General features: G+C 36.6%; 16 protein-coding genes. All 16 read left to right on the forward strand.

The genetic code is table 11. From position 1 onward, the window contains the following. Window positions 1–22: 22 nt before the first annotated feature. The 16 genes from CC92_RS0113665 to CC92_RS0113740 all read left to right on the forward strand — a co-directional run bounded on the left by CC92_RS0113665 (window position 23) and on the right by CC92_RS0113740 (window position 22,835). A complete protein-coding gene (locus tag CC92_RS0113665) occupies window positions 23–661 on the forward strand; it encodes a YesL family protein (protein ID WP_029504710.1) in 639 nt (212 codons plus the stop codon). Then, entirely contained in the window at window positions 654–3,692 is a 3,039-nt protein-coding gene (locus CC92_RS0113670; protein ID WP_029504711.1) for an extracellular solute-binding protein, read from the forward strand. The genes CC92_RS0113665 and CC92_RS0113670 overlap by 8 nt, the downstream gene beginning before the upstream one ends. Window positions 3,693–3,710: 18 nt before the next feature. Then, window positions 3,711–4,646, forward strand: a complete 936-nt coding sequence (locus CC92_RS0113675) for a carbohydrate ABC transporter permease (protein ID WP_029504712.1) — start codon at window positions 3,711–3,713, stop codon at window positions 4,644–4,646. 1 nt (window position 4,647) lies between these two features. Beyond that, a complete protein-coding gene (locus CC92_RS0113680; RefSeq protein ID WP_242841365.1) occupies window positions 4,648–5,535 on the forward strand; it encodes a carbohydrate ABC transporter permease in 888 nt (295 codons plus the stop codon). An 11-nt stretch (window positions 5,536–5,546) separates the two neighbouring features. Then, window positions 5,547–7,037, forward strand: coding sequence for an NHL repeat-containing protein (locus CC92_RS0113685; RefSeq protein WP_051650879.1), 1,491 nt, complete (start codon window positions 5,547–5,549; stop codon window positions 7,035–7,037). Beyond that, window positions 7,034–7,666 (forward strand): Yip1 family protein, encoded by a 633-nt coding sequence (locus tag CC92_RS0113690; RefSeq protein ID WP_029504715.1) that lies wholly within the window; start codon window positions 7,034–7,036, stop codon window positions 7,664–7,666. The genes CC92_RS0113685 and CC92_RS0113690 overlap by 4 nt, the downstream gene beginning before the upstream one ends. 12 nt (window positions 7,667–7,678) lie before the next feature. Further along, window positions 7,679–10,258 carry a DUF5696 domain-containing protein gene (locus CC92_RS0113695; protein ID WP_029504716.1) on the forward strand — a complete coding sequence of 860 codons (2,580 nt, stop codon included), beginning with the start codon at window positions 7,679–7,681 and terminating at the stop codon, window positions 10,256–10,258. After that, complete coding sequence (locus CC92_RS0113700; protein WP_029504717.1) at window positions 10,255–11,172, forward strand: carbohydrate ABC transporter permease; 918 nt, start codon at window positions 10,255–10,257, stop codon at window positions 11,170–11,172. The genes CC92_RS0113695 and CC92_RS0113700 overlap by 4 nt, the downstream gene beginning before the upstream one ends. Window positions 11,173–11,185: 13 nt before the next feature. Continuing rightward, a complete protein-coding gene (locus CC92_RS0113705; RefSeq protein ID WP_029504718.1) occupies window positions 11,186–12,178 on the forward strand; it encodes a carbohydrate ABC transporter permease in 993 nt (330 codons plus the stop codon). Window positions 12,179–12,318: 140 nt separating this feature from the next. Then, window positions 12,319–14,220, forward strand: a complete 1,902-nt coding sequence (locus tag CC92_RS0113710; protein ID WP_029504719.1) for a hypothetical protein — start codon at window positions 12,319–12,321, stop codon at window positions 14,218–14,220. Window positions 14,221–14,266: 46 nt separating this feature from the next. Next, window positions 14,267–15,718: an ABC transporter substrate-binding protein gene (locus CC92_RS0113715; protein ID WP_029504720.1), complete on the forward strand. Its 1,452-nt coding sequence runs from the start codon at window positions 14,267–14,269 to the stop codon at window positions 15,716–15,718. Between the two features lie 401 nt (window positions 15,719–16,119). Then, the gene (locus CC92_RS0113720; protein WP_029504721.1) at window positions 16,120–17,142 is read left to right on the forward strand and encodes a glycoside hydrolase family 130 protein; all 1,023 of its coding nucleotides are present in this window, start codon (window positions 16,120–16,122) and stop codon (window positions 17,140–17,142) included. Window positions 17,143–17,162: 20 nt separating this feature from the next. Further along, window positions 17,163–18,284 (forward strand): SGNH/GDSL hydrolase family protein, encoded by a 1,122-nt coding sequence (locus CC92_RS0113725; protein WP_029504722.1) that lies wholly within the window; start codon window positions 17,163–17,165, stop codon window positions 18,282–18,284. A 201-nt stretch (window positions 18,285–18,485) separates the two neighbouring features. Beyond that, window positions 18,486–19,667 (forward strand): AGE family epimerase/isomerase, encoded by a 1,182-nt coding sequence (locus tag CC92_RS0113730; protein ID WP_029504723.1) that lies wholly within the window; start codon window positions 18,486–18,488, stop codon window positions 19,665–19,667. Between the two features lie 47 nt (window positions 19,668–19,714). Continuing rightward, complete coding sequence (locus tag CC92_RS0113735) at window positions 19,715–20,881, forward strand: glycosidase (RefSeq protein WP_029504724.1); 1,167 nt, start codon at window positions 19,715–19,717, stop codon at window positions 20,879–20,881. A gap of 232 nt (window positions 20,882–21,113) precedes the next feature. Continuing rightward, window positions 21,114–22,835 (forward strand): phospho-sugar mutase, encoded by a 1,722-nt coding sequence (locus tag CC92_RS0113740; RefSeq protein WP_029504725.1) that lies wholly within the window; start codon window positions 21,114–21,116, stop codon window positions 22,833–22,835. Window positions 22,836–22,931 lie beyond the last annotated feature (96 nt).

The raw sequence follows: 22,931 nt of genomic DNA on the forward strand, positions 1-22,931 counted from the left end.
CTAGAAGAGAGGTGATTCGGCCATGGCAGAATGGTTAAGTTCGGATGGAAAAATTATAACAACAATGACAAAGATAGGCCATATCGTTTTGCTTAACATATTATGTATTGTTTGTTGTCTTCCGATTATAACAATTGGAAGCTCAATCACATCATTTTATTATGCGATGGTAAAAAGTGTTCGAAAAGAACGAAGTTATCCAACAAAAGAATTTTTTCGTTCCTTTAAAAGAACTCTATTATCAGGTGGAGTTATTACAATCAGCCTAATATTGATCGGTGCGTTATTCTATATTAATAGAGAATATGTTGCAAAAGGGGAGAATACAAACTCCCTCACAATCGTCATCATTTATGATGCATTGATTCTCCTGTTATTAGGATTTCTGACCTACATCTTTCCTGTATTGTCTAGGTTTCAATTAAAACTAAGTAGCTTATTAAAAATGGCATTACTTATGGAATTTAGACATTTACCATATACCATTCTTTTGATTATTGGAACGGTGATTTGTGGATATCTTCTTTGGGTGTTACCATTACCATTTTGGTTGATACTTCCTGGGGGATGGTGTTACTTTTCTTCGTTTCTATTGGAGCGTATCTTAAAGGTATATACGCCAAAACCACAGGAAGGGGAGGATGCTTGGTATTATGAATAACAAAAAGGAGAAGAAAAAAATGGTGAAAAGAAAGAGGTTTAGAAGAACTCTATCACTCATTTTGGCGGCTTCCATGTTATTTACTCCATTCCAGAGTAAAAAAACTGCGACTGCTGCTGAAAATAAAACGATGGAAGAGTACGAAGAAATCGTAGGTTCATATTCCGTAGACCAATCCATTGATCGTTATACTGTATATAAGGAAGGATTTGAAATGGTGAAACCTTCCGAAGAATATGTGATTGAAGCTAAGGATTATATCTATTATACGGAAGGGGAACTTGATCAAAACGGAAAAGAACTACCAATAATCCCTGAAGAAAAGATAGACTATGAAGGCATGGATGGAACCTCGATTATTACTTCTGAAACCGGCTTAGTCGAATATGAAGTAGATATAAAAACTGCTGGCTTTTATGATATATCCTTAACCTATTATCCGATTAATGGAAAGAATTCTGAAATCCAAAGAAGTTTCTTCATTGATGGAGCGCTTCCTTACGATGAGCTAGCACTAGTAGAATTCTCCAGAGTTTGGTCAAACAGCATCACAGAAACCTATCTCAATGAAGATGGAATATTAACTAAGAAGTGGGAAAAGGATAATCAAGGAAATGACTTAAAGCCTAGTTTATATGAAACACCAGAATGGATTACTAGTTATTTATATGATAGTAATGGATATGTAATCAATCAACTTTCCGTGTATTTAACGGAAGGGGTACATAAAATATCAATGCTTTCTTTAAAGGAGCCCATGTTACTTCGCAGTATCACTTTAAATAATTCTACAGAAGTAGTTGATTATGAAACCAAAAAAGCAGAATGGGATGCGGAGAATGCAAAGGATACGTCAGGCATCCTTGTAAGGGTCGAAGCAGAGAATGTTACGAAAACGTCTTCTCAAATGTTGTACCCAAGACAAGATCAATCCTCCCCTGCTGTTTATCCGTCAAGCACGAAAGAATTGCTAAACAACACGATTGGAGGCAATTCCTGGCGTTTGGTTGGTCAGTGGATGGAGTGGGATTTTGAAGTTCCAGAGAGCGGTTATTACAATATTGGCTTTTATGCGAAACAAAATTTCGTTAGAGGTATCTATGTTTCGCGAAAAATTATGATAGACGGTAATGTTTTGTTCAACGAGTTAAGCGATTATGGATTTCGGTATCAATCGAATTGGAGATTTGATACATTAATGGATGGTAATGAAGATGCCTATAAGATTTATTTGGAAGCAGGAAGCCATACCCTTCGTATGCAGAATGTTTTGGGTGAGTTCTCCAGTATCATTGGAGAGGTACAGGAATCTTTATCAAAACTAAACTCTATCTATCGAAAGATAATCCGTATCACTGGTGTAAAACCAGATGTTTATAGTGATTATCAAATTGAAGCAAAGTTACCGGAGCTCGAAGCAGAGCTTATTGATGTACATAATCAGTTAGATTCAGCAATCAAACATTTACGTGAAGTTGCTGGTGGCAGTAGTGATAAAGAAGCTGTGTTGGTAACGATGCGAGATCAATTAGAAGCTTTGATTAAAGACCAAGAGTATTTTAAAAAAATTGTAACTTCTTATAAAATAAATGTCCGTGCTGTAGGTACTTGGTTATCAAGTGCAGTATCGCAGCCTTTACAGTTGGATGCTATCTACATCTATTCTCCTGATGTTGATGCAGGGGTAACTGGAAGTTCTTTTTGGTCAAAATTATGGTATGAGATTTGCAGACTTTTTTATTCCTTTATCATTGATTATAACCAGATTGGTAATGTCTCTGAGAAAGGAACAGAGAACAATACCATTACATTATGGGTTGGTACAGGGCGTGATCAAGCAAATGTAATCAAATCCTTGATTGATGAGACTTTTACAAAGAAAACAGGGATTAATGTAAATGTTATGTTAGTCGATATGGGAACCTTGCTTCAAGCAACACTTGCTGGTCAAGGTCCAGATGTTGCGATTCAGCTTAATATATCAAATCCAACCAATAACTCAGCAATCCAAAGTTCGAATGATATGCCAATGAACTATGGACTCCGTAATGCAGTTACTGATTTAAGTCAGTTTAGTGATTTAGAGGAAGTTACGGAGCGCTTTTTTGATAGTGCTATGGTTCCATTTACTTATGAAGATAGCACATTTGCACTTCCAGAGACACAGACATTCCCAATGATGTTTTATCGAAAAGATATTTTAAAAGAGTTAGGCATTTCCTTACCAGAGACTTGGGATGAAGTAAAAGTTATTATGTCAGTACTGGCAAAGAATCAAATGGAATTTGGTATGTTACCAAATGAACTGAATTTCTTAATGCTTTTAAATCAGTTTGGCGGTCAGTATTACAATGAAGCTGCAACCAAATCTGCGCTTGATAGTGATGAAGCGATTAACGCTTTTAAGGAGTATTGCCGTTTATATACGGATTATAAACTTGATAAAGTAACCAGTGTAGAAGACCGTTTCCGTACCGGAGAATGCCCGATTATTATAGCAGATTACTCTGTTTACAACAACTTTCAAGTGTCTGCCCCAGATATCAAGGGGTTGTGGGGATTTGCACCAGTTCCTGGTATGCTAAAAGAGGATGGGACCATAGATCGTAGTGTAGCCAGTGTAGGTTCTGCCTGTGTTATTATGGAGGCATCAAAGTATAAAGAGGATTCTTGGGAGTTTATAAAATGGTGGACCAGTACTGAAACACAAACCATGTACGGAAAAGAAATGGAAAGTTTAATGGGAGCTTCCGCGCGTGTGGCTACTGCGAATAAGGAAGCATTTGAGAATCTTCCATGGCCATCTGCAGACCATGATGCTTTAAAAGAACAATTTAAGAGTGTGGTAGGAACACGACAGGTACCAGGTGGTTATTTTACTTGGAGAAACATTGACAATGCATTTTATAAAGTAAATGCAAACGTGGACTCTGCATCGGCAAGAGAGTGCCTCATGGATAATATCATCTATATTAATGATGAAATTAATTACAAGAGAAAAGAATTTCATCTACCATTGGCGACAGACTAAGGAAAAGGAGGGGATATTTTGACAACGAATCAGCAAGAAATATTAATTGAAGTAAGAAAGAAATCGACACTAAGAAAACGAATCGTCAAAAGTAAGACTTCCTACCTTATGATGGCACCTTATCTAATTCTTTTCTTTTTATTTACAGTACTACCGATTTTGGTTTCCATTATATTAAGTTTTACCTATTTTAATATGTTAGAAATGCCGACTTTTGTTGGATGGGCAAACTATACAAAGTTATTTTTAGAGGATAATATATTCCTCATTGCTTTAAAGAATACATTGCTATTTGCAATTGTTACGGGTCCAATCAGTTATTTACTTTGTCTTCTATTTGCATGGATAATAAATGAATTTCATGGGAAATTAAGAGCTTTTTTAACCTTGATTTTCTATGCACCTTCCATCTGTGGGCAGGCATACTTAATCTGGAACCTAATCTTTACTGGGGACCGTTATGGTATCTTAAATGGTTACTTAATGAATCTAGGTGTCATTAATGAAGCAATCATTTGGATGAAGGATGCAAGGTTCATCCTACCGTTTCTTATTGTAGTACAATTATGGCTAAGCCTTGGTACTGGATTCCTAGCATTTATTGCAGGTTTGCAAACTGTAGATCGAACATTATATGAAGCAGCAGCGGTAGATGGAGTAAAGAACAGATGGCAAGAGCTATGGCATGTGACATTGCCAGCCATGAAACCGCAGTTAATGTTCGGTGCGGTAATGCAGATTACGCAGTCCTTTGCGATTGCGGATGTATCCATACAATTAGCCGGAAACCCGAGTGTGAATTATGCCGGAACTACGATTGTAACACATTTGCTTGACTATGGTACTTATCGATTTGAGATGGGGTATGCGTCAGCAATTGCATCCGTATTATTCTTACTGATGGTAGGAACGAATAAGCTTGTACAACGATTATTAAGAAGGGTGGGGGAATAAGGTGGCTAGAGATTACATGAAGCCGAAAAGGCGATTATTTCGTAGACAAAAGCAGCTAAACCGTTCCGCTGCCGGGAATGGGCTCCTTTTTACCTTAATGTTTATTTGTGGTATCTTTATGGCCCTTCCGTTAGTTATGATAGCCAACAATGCACTAAAGCCTTTGGACGAAATTTTTAAGTATCCACCGGCAATTTTCGTAAAGAATCCAACGTTTGAGAACTTTACGGATCTATTTGTATTAATGAATGATACTTGGGTACCATTCTCAAGATATATTTTTAACACTTTGATTATCACAGGTTTTGGAACGGTTGGTCATGTATTGGTCGCTTCCCTTGCTGCCTATCCGTTAGCAAAGCATGATTTTCCAGGGAAGAAACTTATCTTTAATATGATTGTGTTATCTATGATGTTTTCTTGGACTGTAACACAGATACCAAATTATATGATAATTTCATTTTTACATATTAACAATACTTATTTGGCATTGATACTTCCGGCTTGGCAGTTTGGTATGGGGCTTTATCTGATGAAACAGTTTATGGAGCAGATACCATCCTCTTTAGTAGAATCATCAAGACTTGATGGTGCAAGTGAGTGGAAGACCTACTGGACTATTATTATGCCGAACGTAAAACCAGCTTGGTTAACGTTAGCAATCTTTCAATTTCAGCAGATGTGGGGAAATACTGGAAGCACCTTCTTACGAAGTGAAGAGTTAAAACCCTTACAGTTTGCAATACAACAGATTACAGCAGGCGGTGCTGCAAGAGCGGGTGCATCCGCAGCGGTTAGTTTTATACTAGCAGCAATCCCGATCACCTTCTTTTTAATCTGTCAAAGCAATATTCTTGAGACAATGACAACATCAGGTATGAAAGAGTAGGAGGTTAGTGAATGAAACCGAAGAAGCAAACGCGAATCGCTGTAATAATCACTACCATTATCTTTTGTATGATGTTTGGCAATGTGACAGCGTTAGCAAACGACCATGTTCCGTATGATACCTATAATTATGATTATCGTGATTATATTGTACATACGCCTGCGGCATATGTTCCAGATAATAGTATCACGGGCGTGTCTTTTGGAATTGGAGCATTTAACAATCCGCAAGATTTATGTATCGCACCAGATGGGCTTGTTTACCTTGCTGATACGAATAATAATCGGATTGTTGTATTAAATGATAGTATGACAAAATTAATTAAGGTAATTAAGGAGTTTGATAATAACGGTACTCTTGACACCTTTAACCGTCCTTTTGGAGTTGCAATCTCAAACAAAAATGAACTTTATATAGCAGATTCTGAAAATAAGCGAATTGTTGTACTTGATGCGAATGATAAATTAATAAAGATTGTTAGTAATCCACAGAGTGATGTCTTAGAAGCAGGTTATGTGTTTACTCCTTTGAAAGTTATCGTTGATTATGCGGATCGTATCTTTTGTATCGCAAAAGGAATGACAGAAGGTATTATGGTCTTTGACTCGAATGGACAATTTACCAGTTTTTATGGAACTATAAAAGTTGAGATTAGTTTATGGGAGAAGATATGGCGTAAGTTATCTACAAAGAAAGAACGAAGCAGACAGTCATTATTTATCCCGACTGAATTTACAGGAATTGATATTGATGAAAAAGGTTTTGTGTTTGCATCCAATATTGATAATCAAGGAGTGCAAGCAGTACGTAGACTAAATCCTAGCGGTGAAGACGTTATTAAAAAGGGAGTTAAGAAAAACGTTGGCGGTGATTTAATGACTGGAGGTATGTACATCTACTCTGGTCCAAGTAAAATTGTAGATGTTGCATATCGCGATAACGGCATCTATTCCATCCTTGATTCAAGAAGAGGGAGAATCTTTACCTACGATAGTGAAGGAAATCTACTCTATATTTTCGGTGGACTTGGTTCTCAGGCAGGTACCTTTGTCGCTCCGGTAGCGATTGAATCCTTACAGAACAAGATTTTAGTGCTCGATGCGACGAGAGCTGAAATTTTAGTATTTAATGCAACAGAATATGGTATGCTCATTAATGAAGCGGTTGCACTTCGGTTCGATGGTGATGAAGCCTTAGCGGTTGAAAAATGGGAAAAGGTATTAAAGCTTGATGAAAATTTTGAAATTGCTAATGTTGGTATCGGGAAAGCTTACTTATCCAAAGGGGATAACGAGATGGCTATGAAATACCTAAAGCTTGGAATGAGCCGTGAGTATTATTCCATCGCATATAAGCGCTATCGTAACGAGATATTGAAGGATAACATTAGTTATATTTTAACAGGAATTGTTATTATCGCAGCAGGTGTAATGATTACAAAAAAAGTCTTAAGAAGACGTAAGAACATACAAGACGATACAGATGGGGGTGGATTAGAATGAAACGTTGGTTTTCAAAGGATAAACTGTTATATCCGTTTTATATTCTGTCTCACCCGTCGGACGGGTATTATGAGTTAAGACACAGAGAGCGTGGTAGCGTTCCAGTAGCGATTATTATAACAGCACTATTTAGTTTCTGTTATAGTATGAATCGTATTCACGCGAGTTTTATTGTAAATGATGTAGATCCTAGAAGCGTGGACTCCATGAGTGAGCTAGTTGGTGTCATGTTATTATTCTTCCTGTTTTGTATTGGTAATTGGTCTGTTACGTGCTTGATGGGAGGAGAAGGACGGTTTAAGGATATTATAACTGCAGTTGGATATGCCTTGTTGCCTTTGGTATTAACGATGGTACCTGCTACCATAATCTCGCAATATGTGGCAGCAGACGAAGAGGCGTTTTACTATATTATCCTGATTTTTGGTGTAGCTTGGGCTGCAATCTTAGTTCTGATGGGAATTATGATTATTCATAATTATTCCCTAGCTAAAACCTTGGTCACATTATTTCTAACCTTTTGTTCCATGCTAATTATTATCTTTGTAACAATAATGCTCTTTGATTTACTATCACAGGTGTATAATTTCTTCCGAAATATATACGTCGAACTGCAAAATCGAGTCTAGGAGGACATAAACATGAAGTTGTTAAAGAAGATACTACTTTCGTGCTTAGCGGTACTCCTGGTTGGAGTTATCGGATATGGCGTTTATTACTTGTTTCACTATGTACTATACGATGATTTTAAGGATAATTTATTAGAATATTCCTATGAAGAGGGAAAAAAATTCCTACCGCTAACTGACGATAATCCATCGGTGGAAGGTATGGTACTTGGAGCAGAAAATGCGAGCTTTAAATTATATGTAAATCAAAGTACTGGTGAAATCGCTCTTTATGATAAGAGAAATGGAGAAACAGCTTTTAGTAATCCACATTTGATTGATCAAGACACATTAGCAAATGAAGTGAACAAGAACTTACTGAAATCACAATTGATTGTTGAATATTTTAATAGTAATCAAGCGCTTAGTGTGTTTAACTCTTATGAACATTCTACGATATTAGACCAGATAACGATCGAATCGATAAAGGATGGTTTTCGATTCATTTATAAGGTTGGAGATGCGAAAAGTAAAACTGGTATTGTACCAATGTACATATCAAGCGAGCGTTTGGAAGCTTTTCTTGGGAAAATGAATGAAAAAGATGCCAAATATGTTAGAAAGCGTTATAAGGAATCAAAAGACTACGAGGGTTACTTAGAATTAGCGTTTGATATCAATTCTGCGATGGCAACCTTAAATAAAATTGAGGGCTATTTAATCGAAGCTGGTTATACCGAAGAAGATTTTTTAAATGATATGTCAGTTGCAGAAGGGGACGTAGAACTTCCTATTTCCTTTACGATACCATTAGAATATCGCTTAGTAGAGGATGGTTTTAAGGCAACGGTTAATACCTCACAAATCGAGGAACATGGTGGCGGAAAATTATATCGTATTCAATTATTACGATACTTCGCAGCAGGAGGAATGGATGAGAACGGTTATCTTGTACTTCCGAATGGTTCCGGTTCTTTAATAAATTTTAATAATGGCAAAGTAAATGCATCTGATTATTCTCAGTTTATTTACGGAATCGATCCATTGGTGGCAGATATCGCGGTGGTAGAGAACACAGAACCTGCTAGATTACCTTTGTTTGGTATTCAAAAAGAAAATTATGGGGTATTAGCAATTATTGAATCAGGAGATTCCCTTGCGAATATTTCAGCAAGTATTTCAGGAGTACGTAACTCGTATAATAATGCTTATGTTTCTTTTCCTGTCAGAGGATTTGAATTAGTAGCGATTGGTGGTAATACGGGAAATAATACGATGATGACGATTATTGAACCAAAGATGATGAAGCAGGATTTCACGGTTCGATATACGATGTTAACAAAAGAATATGACGGATATTCTGGTATGGCAAACTATTATAGAGAACGATTAATCTCAGAAGGGAAGCTTACAAAGCATACGGAAAATACAGAGCTTAACTTCTATATGGATGTCATTGGCGGAGTAAAACGTACTAATTTCTTTCTTGGTAGCCAATACCGTGAAGTTTATCCAATGACGACTTATGAAGAAGCGGGTACCATGGTAAAGGACTTAAATCAAAATGGTGTTAATAAGATAATTATGAATTACCAAGGGACATTTAATGGAGGTTACTTCCATGATGTAACAGATAAATTTAAATTAGTAAAAAAACTTGGTAGCGAAAAAGAATTAGAAAATTTATCAAAAGTTTTAGAAGAAAATGGCGGAAAACTTTACACAGATGTAGCGTTTCAAAAGGTGACCTGGATCAGTAAGCGCTACAAACATAGGGTTGAAAATGTATATTACTACGGAAGTGCGATGGAGGGAATCTTTGGTCAGGTAAACCCAGCAACATTGATTCAGCTATCCTCTCTTGGATATCCTGAAACAATCTATAACCTAGTTTCTCCAAAGTTTTTACCACGTTATGTGGAAGGCTTTTCCGATGAAGTGAAGGATATTGATATTACCGGAATTTCATTACGTGATTTAGGAGATGTTTTATCTTCTGATAAAAAACGAACTAATTTTATTAATCGAGAAGAATCAAAACAAGTAGTAGAAGCACAGTTTGAAGTGTTAAAAAGCACAGGAAAACAGATGATGGTAAATGGAGGTAATTTTTATTCCCTTCCATACGCATCCGATATCATTAATGTTCCGCTTGCACATAATGATTTCTTTATCTTAGATGAAGAGATACCATTCTATCAGATGATATTCCATGGCTGTATCGACTACAGTGGTAGTGCTATTAATTTAATGAATATCAGTGATAAGAGTGAAGTTATATTAAAATTGATTGAGTATGGAGCTGCTCCTCATTTTACATTTACTTATGAGAGTTCTTCCGAACTAAAGTATACCGGACTTAACAGTAAGTATAGTACGACTTATGAGAACTGGAAAGAGGACGCGATTACTTTATATGAGGAAGTGAACAGTGTCCTTAAGAATGTCACAGGTGCAACAATGAAAAAACATGAGATTTTAGATACTGGTGTAAGAAAAATAACCTATGATAATGGTATAGTCATTTATGTGAATTCAACTACTTCTGCATATGAGACAGATGGCATTATAATCCCTGCAAAGGGCTATGGAATGGAGGGGATGAACGAATGAAGAAACGAAAAAAATTAACACTCAGCCGAAAAAGAGCAATCGTTGGCTTACTCTTCATCTCTCCATGGCTTATTGGATTTATCCTGTTTTATCTAAGAAGTTTAATTATGACTGTGAAATTTGGTGTATCAGTAGCAACCTTACAAGATGGTGGAGTTGGATATACTTTGACCTATACAGGTTTGTCAAATTTTAAAGAATTATTTACTTCCCATCCAACATTTAAACCAGTTCTTACTGCTTCCATGTTAGATATGGTGGTGGATGTGCCATTAATTATCTTCTTTAGTATTTTTGTTGCACTTTTGTTAAATAAAAAATTTAAGGGAAGGACGTTTGTAAGAGCGGTATTTTTCTTACCGGTTATCTTAAACTCCGAAGCGATTCAACAAGCAATTGCCTTATCCACTCAGTTGATTGGTGGTGGAATTGCTTCTTCTCCAGATGAAATCATAAGTGCAACCTCCACAGGGGTGAACATTGATTATTATATCGGACTTTTTCGTGATTTAGCGATTCCTGATGCAGTCTTTGATTATATTATTGAAGCAGTAGCACAAATTAGTAGCATCATTACTGCCTCTGGAGTTCAGATTATCATCTTTATCGCAGCATTGCAGGCAGTTCCTAGCTCGCTTTATGAAGTATCTAAGATTGAGGGAGCTACAGGATATGAGACTTTTTGGAAAGTAACATTCCCGATGATCATGCCATTAATATTAACGAATATTGTATACACGGTCGTTGACAATTTTGCAAATAGTGAAGTTGTGCAATTATCCTATAATACAATTTTTACGAGTAAAGACTATGGTCTTGGATCATTAATGAGTTTAGTCAGTATGGTTGTCGTTTGTTTGTTCCTTGTAATCGTGTGTGGATTAATATCAAAGAAGACATTTTATTATAACTAGAAAGGAGAGCAGAATGGAATTAGTTCAAAAATATAAAACTGAAATCGAAAAGCTGAAAAACGATAAACTGTTTGAAAATAAAAGAAAAAAATACGTTAGAAAATCAAAAGAAGCTCTTCTCTGGTTATTTCGAATTGTGATATTGGTGGGTATCTGCTACGTTATATTGGGTCCACTCATCGGGATTATTAGTAGTTCGTTTTTTTCAGACTCAGACTTTGCAAATAAACTAGTTTATGTTATACCTCAAAATCCTACCATGGAACGCTATCGATTAGCATGGCTACGCCTTGATTACATCAAAACACTTGGAAATTCTATGGCTTATGTACTTAGCCTTATGGTGATTCAAGTAGTAATTTGCTCCATGGTCGGATATGGATTCGCTAGGTTTGAATTTCCACTGAAGAAATTGTTATTTGGTTTGGTTGTCGTAATGATTGTAATACCGACACATACAGTTATATTACCGATTTATGTAACATTTCAAGAATTTGACCCTCTTGGGCTGATTTCTTTGATCACTGGAAAGGTACCGAATTATCTAGGTTCAGCAAAACCAATGTTTATTATGACTTTATTTGGATGTGGATTACGATCTGGACTTTATATTTATATCTTTAATCAATTCTTTCGCGGATTACCAAAAGAGATTGAGGAAGCAGCTTTTGTGGATGGAGCAGGAATGTGGTACACCTATTTTCGTATTATGTTAGTAAATGCGATTCCATCTGTATTAACAGTAGCAATTTTTTCTCTGGTTTGGCAGTATAATGATACATTTTTCGGTAATTTATTTAACATTAGCCCTGACATAGTAATTAGTAGAAAGATAACGACCTTACAACAAACCATATCAAATGTAGATAAAATTATGACACCAGGAATCGCAAGACTTTATCTATATGCGGGAATCGTATTGGTTATCTTACCGGTTATTATCGTTTATGTAGTTTTACAGAAGAGATTTATTGAAGGCGTGGAACGAAGCGGTATTGTTGGTTAACCGATTTGTATAAATTTAAGAAAGGGGTTGATTTTACTTTGGTATAATCCGCAGGGGAATGGTTTATATCAGCTTATGAATTCTTACAGTAACAAAGGTTTACTGAAAGAAAAATGATCTATAGTATAAGGAGGAGTAGTATGTTTAAGAAGAAAAGATTTTTAGCTATTTTTCTTGTGTTAGTTATGATTTTCTCTATGTCTGCTTGTAGCAAAAAGGACGATAAGCCTACGGATGCTGATAAAGTAACTGTAGCACCAACTGCTACCGTAGCACCAACTGCTGAACCAACTCCAGAACCTTTCGTTGGTATTGATTTTGAAGATGGTAATTATGGATTTATTGAGTTGAATACAGCTCCTGGTAATGCAGATAAATCTGTGTTAACGGTAGAAGACTTCAATGGTTCGAAACAGCTTAAGGTGGATGTACAGGAAGATAAAGTTCCTTACATTGCAATTGACACCTCAAGTTTACTTGGAGATAAGGTAGCAGAAGTACGTTCCATCGAAATGGATGTTACGGTTGCTTATGAGGATGGAACATTCCGTGCTGTTTCCGGTAATGTATATGCATATAGCGGAACAGATAGAAAAGAATCCAGAGATCCTTGGTCTGTTTACCTAGAAACGAAGAATCCAAATAAAGCAGTTGGTCTATTAGACAATGAGGCTCAATATTTTGTAGCTGGCGCTAAAAACTTCTTCATCCTTACAAAAGAAACCGATAACGGAAAAGATCAGGGATTTGGTTCTGCAGATCTTTATATTGATAATATTGTAATCCGTGATGCAAACGGTAATGCAATGGCAGTAGATACTACAGTTTCCTTTGATAAACCAGATGGATTCGGTGAGTCAGATTGGTCTAACTTAACAAGGGTAAAAGATACAGTAGAAATTGAAGGCTTTAATGTAAGTGGTGACGGATGGTCACAAGCTGGTGTTAATACTACAATAAATGAAGGTACTTTTGATGCTACCTTGATTAAACCAGGTTGTATTATTACCATTAACTATACCTCCGAAGGTAGTGTGTGGTTAGTAGCAGTTCCAGTAGATGGTGCACCATATGGCTGGACTAGAATTCAGCAACAGACTGCAGTTAAGAATGACAGTAATTCAACCTGTCAGATTACATATGATCAAATCGTAGAGGCTCTTGGAACCGAAGACTTTGCAAGTTCTCTTGCTATCTTACAGGGGGAAGGTGAAGCTGCATGGTCAATTAAATCAGTAACAATTGGTTATGAATCAAAGCCACTTCCTGCAACCATGAATGATGTTGCAATTGAAGGGTTCGAAGTGAAAGCCGATGGATGGGCTCAGGCAGGTGTTAATACCACATTAAATGGTGGAACCTTTGATGCTTCTCTATTAAAACCAGGTTCTGTTGTTACTATCAACTATAAGTCCGATGGAGATGTGTGGTTAGTAGCAGTTCCAGCTGATGGAGCTCCATATGGTTGGACCAGAATACAACAACAGACAGCAGCGAAAAATGATGAGAATAATAAGTGTCAGATCACTTACGAACAGATTGTAGAAGCACTTGGAACCGAAGATTTTGCAAGTTCTTTGAATATTCTTCAATGTGAAAGCGACCAGGCATGGGAAGTATATAGTGTAACCATTGGTGAATATGCACCTCCTATGGTAAAGGTAAAAGATGAAGTTGCAATTGAAGGCTTCGCAGTAAAAGCAGATGGATGGTCTCAGGCTGGTGTTAATACAACAATTAACGATGGAACCTTTGATGCTTCCCTCTTAAAACCAGGTTGTGTGGTTACGATTAGCTATAATTCCCCTGGTAATGTATGGTTAGTAGCGGTTCCAGCTGATGGCGCACCATTTGGTTGGACTAGAATCGCACAAGGCGCTGCAGCTAAGAATGCGGAGGGTAATAAATGTCAGATTACTTATGATCAGATTGTAGCAGCACTTGGTACCGAAGATTTTGCTAGTTCTCTTGCAATTTTACAGGCAGAAGGTGAGCAGGCTTGGGAAGTATACGGTGTAACAATTGGCTATCCTGCAGAGTAATCGCAATATTTCTTAAACCATATAAAATATTGATGGAGGTTTCAATATGAAGAAAAGAATGAATAAAATCTTAGCTCTTGGCTTAACTGTTGCAATGATGTTCTCCATTGCTGGATGTAGCAAGAAAGATGATACGCCAAGTAATTCTAATAATAATGCAACACCTACTACGCAAGCAACAAAGGCACCAGAAAATACGCCAGAGGCAAGTAAACCATCTGGTTCAGGACGTGCAGAATATACCGCAGATGGTAAGAGAATCATTAAGGTAGGAACTTGGTATGAGCATTACTATACTTCGGATCATGAAACAATTGAAGAAAATCCTGATGTAACTGATGTAGAATTAGCTCAGATGCAGTTAGATAACATGAGAGCAATCGAAGAAAAATACAACGTAGAGTTCCGTTTTGTTAACCTTACTTGGAATGGTATTATGGAAAGTATCAATACTTCCATTATGTCCGGTAAACCAGACGTTGATATTTATGAAACAGACCTTCAGTTCGGTGCACCAGCAGCGTTAAGTGGATATGCAATGGATATTTCAAAATTTGCAGCAGCTGACAGTGATATCTTTACTGATCAAACCGTACTTAGTTATCTTTCCTTTAGTGGAATTGATAATAACTATTTATTTAAGCCAGTAGCAAAGACGAGTCAGCTTGGTGGTAATCCATTATCTTTTAACCTTGATATGATTAAACAGGCTGGACTTGAGAATCCACAAGATCTTTATGACAGAGGAGAGTGGACCTGGGATAAATTTAGAGAGTACCTAATTGCTACAACAAAGGATACCAATGGGGATGGAACTACAGATGTATATGGATATTCCGGATGGTGGACAGTGCTGATCGAAAATTTATGTATGTCTAATGGTACTTCAATTGCAAGTAGCGCAACAGAAACCTTAAGTTCCCCTGCCACAATTGAAGCTATGGACTTTATCTACAAAATTTACAATGAAGATCATACTGCAGCACCTTGGAATCAAGACGACTGGAATGTGAACAACCAACTTTATGCACAGCAAAAGAGTTGCTTCTTTACTGGCGCAGCTTGGATATTCAAAGAGTTTGGTATGTCACCTGATGTTGGTTTTGAAATCGCATGTGTGCCATGGCCAACTGGACCTAGCGGAAGTTATGAAAACAATAAGATGATGAAGACCTCTGGTAACTACTACTTTATTCCAAATGGCGTAGAGGATCCTGAGTTAGTTTATAACGTATTCTATGATTGGACTAACTGGTATCAGGGTGATACAGAACTTCGTGATGATGTTGAATGGTTCCAGAACATGATGATGACTGAGAGAAACTATCAATACTTAGAGTTGATGGGTAAGAGAGAACAGTTTGATATGTGGGGTAATCTAGGCCTTGGAGATAACTTCTCTATGGTTCCAATTATGAGTGGAGAAAAGACAGCAGCTCAGTATGCAGAAGAGACAAAGAACTTAGTTCAGGAAGCGCTGGATCAATACTTTAAATAATGACTTATTTTAAGCTATAACAAGAATGGTTAATTTAATTATTTAGGTAAAATATGATTCAGAAAAAAAACGTAAGACCTTCTTAAGATATGCAATAGTTGAACATGAGCTGTTGCGAATCGGTTTTTAACTTTGATTTGTAACAGCTCAGTTTTGCACTCAAGATAGTGCAATTATAATGCAAATACTATAATAAGTTACTTAAATATATATTAAAAAAATGAAATTATTACTTAATTTGAATTAAAAGAGGTAGTATATAATGGAAATATGTGTTATAATATGGTAGGAGATGGTTCATTTTACCTCATAAGTTGTGTATCAATAAATATACCAAATACTTTGATTATAACGCATGATTAGACAGCTAGAATTTCACATACCCAAAGGAGAATGATACCATGAGTAAAGTTACAATGTATACCGAGAACCTTCCAAATATACCATGGCAGGAGAAGCCAAATGATTACCAAGGCCCTGTTTGGCGATATTCCGAGAATCCAATTATCGGACGGAATCCACTTCCTGGAGTTGCACGTATTTTTAACAGTGCAGTTGTTCCTTACCAGGGTGAATTTATTGGTGTATTCCGTGGAGAACAAGTCAATGGAGTTCCGCATCTTTATTTAGGTTATAGTAAGGACGCTATTCATTGGACTTATGAAAAAGAAAAGATTGCTTTTGTTAATGAAAAAGGGGAATCCTATATGCCTCGTTATGCTTATGATCCAAGATTGATTAAAGTAGAAGATACTTATTATATCATCTGGTGTACCGATTTTTATGGTGCAGCATTAGGCTTAGCGAAAACAGAAGATTTTAAGACATTTATTCGATTAGATAATCCATTTATACCATTTAATAGAAATGGTGTAATGTTTCCTAGAAAGATTAATGGTAACTTTGTTATGTTAACAAGACCAAGTGATAGTGGACATACTCCATTTGGTGATATCTTTGTAAGTGAGAGTCCTGATTTAGTATATTGGGGCAAGCATAAACATGTTATGACAAAGGGATATAATCAGTGGTGGCAATCCTTAAAGATAGGTGGCGGAGCTGCTCCAATTGAAACCAGCGAGGGATGGTTGTTATTCTATCATGGTGTTACCGGTACTTGTAATGGTTATGTCTACAGCATGGGTGCAGCAATCCTTGATCTTGAGAATCCATCCATCGTGAAATACCGTTCTGGTAATTTTATTTTAACTCCAGAGATGGATTACGAAGAAAAAGGGTTTGTTGCTAATGTTATATTCCCATGTGCTGCATTAACAGATGCTGCTAGCGGTAAGATAGCAATCTATTATGGAGCAGCAGATAGTTATGTAGGATTAGCATTTACTACGGTAGATGAAATCGTTGATTATATCAAAGAAAACCATGTCGTAAATGGAGATGATAATACGATCGGTATTCTTTAATTCTCTAGGGAGGCAATGGGATGGATAGAATCAGTATGGCGCAACGAGGTATTATTTCTTTAGGGGAGCTAGAGAAATTCCATCATGTAATGGAGAGAGCCAGAAAAAAGGAACCTTTGACCATCGGATTTATCGGTGGGTCTATAACACAGGGATCCCTATCAAGTACACCTTATACATGTTATGCTTATCGAGTTTTTGAATGGTGGAAAACTTATTTTCAGAATGATAATCTTACGTTTGTAAATGCAGGAATCGGTGCGACCACCTCTCAATTTGGAGTGGCCAGAGTAAAGTCTGATTTATTATCAAAAGAACCAGACGTTGTGTTTGCAGAATTTAGTGTGAATGATGAGGATAACGAACTGTTCATGGAAACTTATGAGGGCTTGATACGGACCATTTTATCGGCCAAAAACTCACCTGCACTGCTTTTATTTCATAATGTTCAATATGATACAGGAAACAATGCTCAGAGAATACATAGTAAAATAGGATCTCATTATCAGATTCCGATGGTAAGTATGAAGGAGAGTATCTTTGAAGAGTTAAGAAAGGGAACACTCCTTAAAGAAGAGATTACTCCGGATAACTTACATCCAAATGATTACGGCCATGAATTAGTTGCTTATGTAATTACTCAAGCACTCGAAAAGATTGCAAGCATTACAACGACAAGGGATGGGATAATAGATTCGAAGATAGAGCTACCGAATTCTATCACACCAAACCGTTATGAGGAATCTGTTCGATATAAGAATTCTGAGTTAAATCCTATATTAAATGGTTTTCTTAAGGATGAAGAAGAACAATATGGAATAACTGATCTATTTAAGGGCGGATACATTGCCTCTAAGGTTGGAGATTCAATAGAATTTGAGCTTGAATGCAAGTTATTATCAGTTCAATTTAGGAAAACGATTCATAAGCCTGCTCCAATCGCAAAAGCTGTGATTGACGGACAGGAAGAAAATGCTGTAATACTTGATGCAAACTTTAAAGAAAACTGGGGAGATTGTATATATTTACAGGATATATTAGTTTCAGATGTGAAAAAGAAACATACCTTAACAATTACCATCATAGAAGCGGATAAAGAACTTGAAAGTGATTTTTATTTGGCATCTGTGATAATTTCCTAAAGGAAGACTTAGGGGGGCTAGTCTTTCATGGAAAGGCTTTAGAATTGAGACTTTCCTGTTAATATTAGGGGTGCAAACATTCTTTGCATCCCTAATGTTACGACTATAACTTTGGATGTATAGCATGATAACAAACTCTTTTATTAAGCATTTAGTTATTATGCTTTTATCATATAAAAACTTTTTGCCGAGGTGAAACCCATGGATAACTACAGAAAAATGAAAGAGCTTGCGAAAGCTCATCTGACAGAGGTAATCATTCCTTTTTGGAATAAACTAAAAGACGAAGAGAATGGTGGATTTTACGGGTATCTTGATTTTGACTTGCATGTAGATAAAAAAGCAGTAAAAGGGTGTATCTTGAATAGTCGAATTTTGTGGTTTTATTCGAATGCATACCATTTACTTGGAGAGAAAGACTTACTATCTTATGCAGATCATGCCTATGAGTTTTTAAAAGCCCATTGTTTGGATCATATCAATGGTGGTATCTATTGGTCGTTAAGCTATGATGGGACTGCATATGATACAACGAAACATACCTATAATCAAGCCTTTGCAGTTTATGCGCTATCTTCCTACTATGAAGCAACTAAGAATGAGGAAGCCATCACGTTGGCGAAATCAATCATTGGGATAATCGAAAAGAAATGTACGGATTCCATTGGATATTTAGAAGCCTTTGACCGAGTATTTCAACCAGTTGATAATGAAAAACTCTCAGAAAATGGTGTAATTGCTCATAAAACGATGAACACATTACTACATGTTTTCGAAGCCTATACCGAGTATTATCGTGTAACAGGTGAAGTAGAAATTAAAGAGCGATTAATGTGGATGCTTGATACAATACGGACAAAGGTGTATAATCCGAACCTACTTCGACAAGAAGTATTTTTTGACGAGCATATGAACAGCATACTTGATTTACATTCCTATGGACATGATATTGAAGCTGCATGGCTTATTGATCGTGGTCTTGATGTTATAAATGAGCAAAAATATAATTCTTTATTAAAACCAATTACGAGGGACTTAACCAATCAGATTTATCAAACTGCTTATCAAGATCATTCTCTATTAAATGAATGTGAAAAAGGCATAGTTAATACCTCAAGAATTTGGTGGGTTCAAGCAGAGGCAGTAGTTGGATTTTTAAATGGATATGAGTCTGATCGTAATGAAAATAAATTTTTACTGGCTGCAATGGATATCTTTCAGTTTATCTTAGAGAAAGTTCATGATAAAAGAACAGGTTCAGAGTGGTATTGGGAAGTAGATAAAGATGGGAATCCATATAGTAAAAAGCCTATTGTAGAGCCATGGAAGTGTCCATACCACAATGGTAGAATGTGCTTTGAAATAATAAAAAGAAATATGTAAGGATATTTTTATACTGCGCTGAAAACATGCGTAAGATCGGGGGAATCATGATACACGAACGTTATTATGAGGAGTTACAAAAATACGAAGAACTTCTTGCTAGAAGTAATGAAAAAACGAAAGAATATAATGGTATTTATGACAGATATGTTTATCCAATATTAACAAGAGACCACATTCCACCTTTTTGGAAATATGATTTGAATAAAGATACGAATCCATTCTTTATGGAACGCCTTTCCGTGAATGCCGTATTTAATGCTGGTGCAATTGAACTAAATGGAAAGTTTTATTTAGTAGCCCGTATTGAAGGAAATGATCGCAAATCCTTTTTTGGAGTAGCGGAAAGTGAGAACGGTGTTGATGGCTTCCGTTTTTTAGATTATCCGATCATCCTTCCAGATACTTGTAAAGAGGAAACGAATGTATATGATATGCGTTTAACGAAACATGAAGATGGTTATATTTATGGAGTTTTTTGCTCCGAAAGTAAGGATACTAGAACAAAGGACTTATCAGCTGCGATAGCAGCTGCGGGAATAGTACGTACCAAAGATTTAAAGACGTGGGAGAGGCTTCCAAACCTTAAAACACTTCACTCTCCACAACAAAGAAATGTTGTATTACATCCAGAATTCGTTCAGGGAAAGTATGCATTTTATACCAGACCAATGGATGACTTTATCGATACTGGTTCAGGTGGTGGAATTGGATTCGGACTTTGTGACGATATCCTAAATCCTGTCATTGAGGAAGAGATTATTACAAGCCAAAGAAAATACCATACGATAACCGAAGCAAAGAATGGTGCGGGAGCAGTACCAATAAAAACAGAAAAAGGGTACATTCATATTGCTCATGGTGTTCGAAATACAGCAGCAGGTTTACGCTATGTAATCTATGCATTTGCAACGGATTTAAAGGAACCTTGGAAAGTGATTGCAGAACCATCTGGAATGCTCCTTTCACCAAGAGGAGAAGAAAGAGTTGGTGATGTTAGTAATGTAGTCTTTACCAATGGTGCGATTGCGAGAGAGAATGGAGAGGTTTATCTATACTATGCATCCTCTGATACAAGACTTCATGTAGCGACCACTACCATTGATCAACTCATTGATTATGTCTTTAAAACTCCTAGTGATCCACTTCGCTCGGTAGATTGTGTGACACAGCGATGTAATTTAATTAAGAACAATCTTGAATTATTGAAGTAAACTGTGTTAGTATAGTATGGTAAAAAGGTGCTATGTATAATGCAGAAGATTAATCTCCAAAAAGCGTGGCGAAACTGCGCTAAGATTACGCACCTGCTTTGTATGCTAGAAAGTGTGAAAAGTATCTAGGTTCGCACTTTGAAGGTTGAATGTAACGTATTTAACCAGCAGGTTTGTGTCTGCGCCGCAAACTTGCTATGCGTGAAAAACATGCGCAGGTATGGAGGAAAATATGAATTATTTGGATACCTACCGTTTTTGGTGTGAAGATGCGTACTTTGATGAGAAGACAAAAGAAGAGTTAAAGAGCTTAGAGGGGAACGATATTGAAATTAAAGATCGTTTTTATAAGAGCTTAGAATTTGGTACCGGAGGTTTACGTGGTATTATTGGTGCTGGTACAAATCGTATGAATTTATATACCGTTCGCAAGGCAACACAAGGACTTGCTAATTTTATTAAGAAAGAGCATGGAGAAGATCGTGGTGTAGCAATTGCTTACGATTCCAGAAATATGTCCATCGAATTTAGTGAAGAGGTTGCTCTTTGTCTATGTGCGAATGGAATCAAAGCATATCGTTTTGAATCCCTACGTCCAACACCAGAGCTATCTTTTGCACTTCGTACATTAAACTGTATCTCTGGCATTGTTATTACTGCAAGCCATAATCCGCCAGAATACAATGGATATAAAGTTTACTGGGAAGATGGCGCTCAAATTACTTATCCAAAAGATGAGCAGATTATCACCGAAGTAAATAATGTAACAGATTATAATACAGTGAAAACAATGAAAAAAGAGGATGCGATTGCAGCAGGCCTTTATCACACAATTGGAAAAGAAATTGATGATTTATATATTGCAGAATTAAAGAAGCAGGTAATTCATCCGGATGTGATTAAGAAAGTTGGAGGAGACTTAAAGATTGTTTACACTCCACTTCATGGTACAGGAAATCTACCAGTACGCCGAGTTCTTAATGAACTTGGTTTTAAGAATGTTTTTGTAGTGCCTGAACAGGAACTACCAGATGGTAACTTTAGTACGGTTGGATATCCAAATCCAGAAGATCCTAAGGCGTTTCAACTTGCTCTTGATTTAGCTAAAAATGTAGATGCTGATTTAGTATTAGCAACTGATCCAGATGCTGACCGTCTTGGTGTTTATGCGAAGGATTCAAAAACGGGTGAATATGTTTCTTTTACCGGTAATATGTCTGGAATGTTAATCTGTGAGTACTTACTAAGCCAAAAGAAGGAGATGGGCACATTAGCAAAAGACGGTGCGCTCATAAAAACTATCGTTTCTACCAATATGGCTGATAAGGTAGCAAAAGAGTATAATATTCAGTTAGTTGAAGTACTTACCGGATTTAAATATATTGGTGAGCAGATTAAACTGTTTGAACAGGCCGGAAAAGGTACTTATGAGTTTGGTTTTGAAGAAAGCTATGGCTGTCTCATTGGAACTCATGCTAGAGATAAAGATGCAATTGTTGCAGTGATGGGACTTTGTGAAGCAGCTGCTTATTATAGCACAAAAGGACTTACTCTTTGGGATCAGATGCTAAATATCTATGAGAAATATGGTTACTTCCGTGAAGGTCTTGAGACAATGACCTTAAAGGGTGTAGAAGGTGCAGAAAAAATTAAGGAAATGATGGAAAACTTCCGTCAAAACCCACCAAAACAACTTGGTGATTATCAGGTAGTATCCTTCCGCGATTATGAAACGGATAAAGTAATCAACCTTGAAACAAAAGAAGTTTCAAAGACTGGTTTACCTAAGTCTAACGTATTATATTTCGAATTAGATAATGATGCTTGGGTTTGTGTACGTCCTTCTGGTACAGAACCTAAAATTAAATTCTACATTGGCGTAAAAGGCACAAGTTTTGAGGATGCGAATGAACAGTTAAAATCCTTGACAGATGCTTTAATGAAGTTAGCTTAGATTTTGCAATCGTATAGAATGTTTTATGACATATGCGTTTTATAACAAGGCGTTTTAGAAATGGTATGATATAAAATCGACATTTCTATATGACAT

It is taken from the genome of Lachnoclostridium phytofermentans, from assembly GCF_000733755.1.
GTDB lineage: Bacteria > Bacillota > Clostridia > Lachnospirales > Lachnospiraceae > Lachnoclostridium > Lachnoclostridium phytofermentans_A.